The sequence below is a fragment of the Natrinema soli genome (assembly GCF_028618695.1).
In genome coordinates this window covers 1-4,438 of sequence record NZ_JAQIVI010000384.1, presented here as the reverse complement: position 1 = coordinate 4,438, position 4,438 = coordinate 1, and the positions used below count along the sequence as shown (strand labels likewise).

Annotated in this window: 4 protein-coding genes; 2 read left to right on the top strand and 2 right to left on the bottom strand. The window is 64.6% G+C overall.

Annotation, left to right across the window (positions count from 1 at the left end; all coding sequences use genetic code 11):
• Together PGX04_RS21545 and PGX04_RS21540 are read left to right on the top strand one after the other, a co-directional pair.
• Positions 1 to 664 (top strand): MFS transporter (locus tag PGX04_RS21545; RefSeq protein WP_273740384.1); only part of this gene is annotated, 664 nt, incomplete at its 5' end.
• 66 nt (positions 665 to 730) lie between these two features.
• Entirely contained in the window at positions 731 to 3,181 is a 2,451-nt protein-coding gene (locus PGX04_RS21540) for a DEAD/DEAH box helicase (RefSeq protein WP_273740383.1), read from the top strand.
• Positions 3,182 to 3,202: 21 nt separating this feature from the next.
• Here the strand turns inward: PGX04_RS21540 and PGX04_RS21535 are convergent, their stop codons facing one another.
• Complete coding sequence (locus PGX04_RS21535) at positions 3,203 to 4,060, bottom strand: phosphatase PAP2 family protein (RefSeq protein WP_273740382.1); 858 nt, start codon at positions 4,058 to 4,060, stop codon at positions 3,203 to 3,205.
• Between the two features lie 198 nt (positions 4,061 to 4,258).
• On the bottom strand, positions 4,259 to 4,438 hold a 180-nt coding region (locus PGX04_RS21530; protein ID WP_273740381.1), incomplete at its 5' end, for a hypothetical protein.

Sequence of the window (4,438 nt, the reverse complement as noted above, 5' to 3'; positions counted from 1 at the left end):
CGCACTCGTGGCGATCGGCCTCCGACTCGTCGTTCCCGAACGCACCTCCGGCGCGACCAGCGCCGTCGACAGCGTCTCCCTCGAGACGGTCCGGTACGTCCTCTCGGAGCTGCGCCGACCCGAGATCGTCACCGTGACCGCGATCCAGATCCTGACCTACTGCGTCTGGCAGGCGTTCACGGGCTTCTATCCGACCTATCTGATCCAGATCAAGGGCTTTTCCCAGGGCGTCGCCACCGGGCTCTTCAGCGCGTTCTTCGCGATGGGGATCCTCGTCCAGCCGCTGACGGGCCGGCTGTACGACCGGTTCGGAATCCGGAAATCGCTCCCGCCCGTACTGGGCGTCGTCGTGGTCTCGCTGGTCGTGCTGCCGTTCCTCGAGGGGTTCTGGCCGATCGTCGTCGGCACGGTCTTCCTCTCGAGCATCCTGGGCTACGGCACGATCACCCTGCCGTACATGACCTCGGCGTTCCCGGCGGATATGCAGGGGACGGGGCTGGGCTTCCTGCGGACCGTCTACATGACCATCGGCGCGGTCAGTCCGGTCCTGTTCGGCGCGCTCGCCGATCGGGACTACTTCGACGAGGCGTATCTCGTGCTGGCCGGGTTCGTGGCCGTCGCGACGGTGCTGACGTGGTGGCTGCCAGCGCTTTCGGAGCAGTAGCTTCCGGTACTTCACTTTCACCGCGGTACGGGAACCCTTATTCGCGGCGGCGATGAACGGCCGGTAATGGCAACGACGGACGAGGGGATCGCGTCTATCGAGCACCCGCTGCTCGAGCCCGACTTCCTCGAGCGCCGACTCTATCAGCTGAAACTCGCGGGCACCGCCGCGAACCACCACACGCTCGTCTGTCTCCCGACGGGACTCGGGAAGACGACGGTCAGCCTGCTCGTGACGGCGCGGCGACTCGAGGAGGTCGGTGGGACGTCGCTGATGCTCGCGCCGACGAAACCGCTCGTCCAGCAGCACGCGGATTTTTACCGAGAAGCGCTCCAGATACCGGATGAGGAAATCGTCGTCTTCACCGGCGACGTGAGTCCGGACGACCGCGCCGAGATGTGGGAGTCGGCGACGGTCGTCATGGCGACCCCGCAGGTGATCGAGAACGACCTCGTCGGGAGTCGAATTTCGCTCGCGGACGTGACCCACATCACCTTCGACGAGTGCCACCGCGCGACCGGCGACTACGCGTACAACTACATCGCCGAGCGCTATCACGCCGACGCAAAACGGCCGCTCGTTACCGGGATGTCGGCGTCGCCCGGCGGCGACGAGGAGGCCATCCTCGAGGTCTGTGAGAACCTCGGGCTGGACGAAGTCGAGGTGATGACGGAGGAGGACGCCGACGTCGAGGAGTTCACCCACGACACCGACGTCGAGTGGGAGCGCATCGACCTCCCCGACGAGGTCCTCGAGATCCGTGACGCGCTGAACGAGGTCATCAAAGAGCGCCTCGAGAAGCTCAAGGAACTGGGCGTCGCGAGTTCGACCCAGCCCGACCAGTCCCAGAAGGACCTGAATCGGATGCGGGCCGAACTCCAGGAACTGATCAACAACGACCAGTCGGAGGGGTTCGAGGGGATGTCAATACACGCCGAGGTGATGAAACTCCGGCAGGCCGTCACCCTCGTGGAGACACAGAGCGTCGAGGCCCTCTGTCGGTATTTCGATCGCCAGCGCAATCAGGCTCGGTCGTCCGGGGCGTCGAAGGCGAGCCAGCGAATGGTCTCGGACCCGCGTGTGCGCGAGGCCATGCGGAAGGCCGAGAGCTTCGACGAGATCCACCCCAAGTACAGCAAAACCCGGATGCTGCTCGCCGAGACACTGGGTCTCGAGGGCGGCGAACGGGTGATCGTCTTCACCGAGTCCCGCGACACGGCCGAAGCGCTCACCGAGTTCCTGTGCGAGAGCTTCGACGCGAAGCGGTTCGTCGGACAGGGCGACCGCGAGGGCTCCGACGGGATGACCCAGAAGCAACAACAGGACGTACTGGACGAGTTCCGAGCGGGCGAGTTCGAGGTGCTCGTCTCCACCTCGGTCGCCGAGGAGGGGCTGGACGTCCCGGAGGTCGACCTCGTGCTCTTCTACGAACCCGTTCCGACCGCGATCCGGTCTATTCAGCGAAAGGGTCGGACCGGTCGCCAGTCCGAGGGCCGCGTCGTCGTTCTCATGGCCGAGGACACCCGCGACGAGGCCTATTTCTGGATCTCACGTCGCCGCGAGAAGGAGATGGAGTCGGAGCTGCGCGACCTGAAGGGGATGGCCGACGACCTCGCGGCCGAACTCGACGACTCCCAGCAATCGCTGGCCGATTTCGAGGCGGCCGGCGAGGGCGAAGCGGAAGTGGACGACAGCGTCGCTGACCCCGACGCAGTCGGCGGGTCTTCCAGCGGAAGCGAGGGGGTTGCGGGGCAGCCCGGATTGCAGGAGTTCGCGCACGGGAACTCGGAAGCGAGTAGCGATGACGACACCGGAGACGACGGCGACGAGGCGGTCGAAACCCACGAACCGCACGCCGAGGGCGAGACGGTCGCGGTCGTCGCCGACCAGCGCGAGATGGACGCGAACATCGCCCGCGACCTCTCGCGACGCGAGGAGTGCGAGGTCAGCCTCGAGACGCTCGACGTCGGCGACTACGTCCTGTCGGATCGGGTCGTCGTCGAGCGCAAGTCCGTCGCGGACTTCGTCGACTCCCTGGTCGGGGGCGACAGATCGGTCTTCGAGCAGGTCGGCGCGATGGCCCGTCACTACTCGCGGCCGATCGTGATCGTCGAGGGCGAGGGACTGTACGAACAGCGGGACGTCCACCCGAACGCGATCCGGGGGGCGCTCTCGAGTCTCGCCGTCGACTTCGGTGCGAGCGTACTGCGGACCGAAAGCGAGGACGACACGACCGAACTACTGGCAGTGATCGCCGGCCGAGAACAGTCGACTGCTGACCGGGAGGTGTCGGTCCACGGCGAGAAGAGGACCAAGACCCTGGGAGAACAACAGGAGTACGTCGTCGCTTCGATCGCCGAGATCGGTCCCGTCACCGCACGCTCGCTGCTCGAGGAGTTCGGCACGGTCGAAGGCATGATGATCGCGACCGAGGACGAGTTGCAGGCGGCCGACGGCGTCGGGAAGGTGACCGCCGAACGGATTCGGGAGGTCATCGGCAGCGAGTATACCGGCTGAGTCCGGTTCGATCGGCGGGACTCAGTCGCTCACTTCGGAGGTGATTCCGTCCTCGCTCTCGTCGCCGATGGGGACGGGGCCCGATCTCCCCTCCGCGCGGGTGACGATCCATTCGGCGATCCAGACGGCTCCGACGCCGAGGACGATGCCCGCGAGGACGTCGATCAGCCAGTGGATCCCGAGGTACATCGTCGAGAAGACGACGCAGCTCACCACGAACGACGCGAGCGGAAACCACCGCGGGTATTCGCTGCGCGACCGCCAGGCGAACACTAAGACGACGACCGCAAGCGACGTGTGCAACGAGGGGAACACGTTCGTGTTCGACGACACCGCTGACGTCATCGTCTGGGCCTGCGGATAGAAGTCGTACATCAGCCCGGTGACGGACGACAGGTGGTTTCGCGGCCCGTACGCGATAAACAGCGTGTAGAAGATCGTCCCGATCAAGTAATTCAACAGGTACGCGATGAGGAGTTCCTTGAGGTGGCGCTGGGACGGCAACAGGAAGTAGAGGATCGGTGCGGTCACCAGCAGATACGGGAACCCGAACATGTACATCGCCGAGAAGAAACCGACCGTGACGTCGGGGACGATGTCCTGAAGAACCGCCACGAACTCCCCTTCGACGGCGTATATCTCCGCGGTGATGTCCCAGTCGAGAGCGTATGAGATCCGTTCACTCTGGCCGGTCGTCGCCCGCTTTGCCAGGAAGAACAGGGCCGCCGCGCCGAGATACGGCGCGACCTCGAGGAGTCGGTTATCGAGTTCAGCCGCCGTCCGACTGATCGCTGTCCGATCGAGACAGATCGCGCAGGTGCTGAGGAGTCCGATGCAAACGACGAGTACCGTGAGCATGACGACGAATCCAAGTGCCATCGTTAGTTTTTCGTAAGTTCGTGGTTCGACGGGTAACTTCGGTCTGCGGGCCGGTAGCACGGAGGGCGGAGGGAAATGGCTACCTGAAACACGACGCACGCAAGCGGCCGATCAGGCCCGTCGATGAGTGTCATCCAAGTATACGTTTTTTACTAAATATATATCTATTGATGTACAGATCCGTGTCCGGATCGACTCTCACGCCGGAACGGGACGCGACGACACCCCGGGGAGGACCGAAGTGAGATTCGGCCGGTAGTACCGCCAGTCAAGAGTCGTCAACGCAAGGCCAGCAGTACCGTCCAGCGTCATCAACGCAGGGTGGATAGCGTCTCGCCGGCCTCGCGTGCCGCCTCGAGACAGTCCCGCGCGTATCGG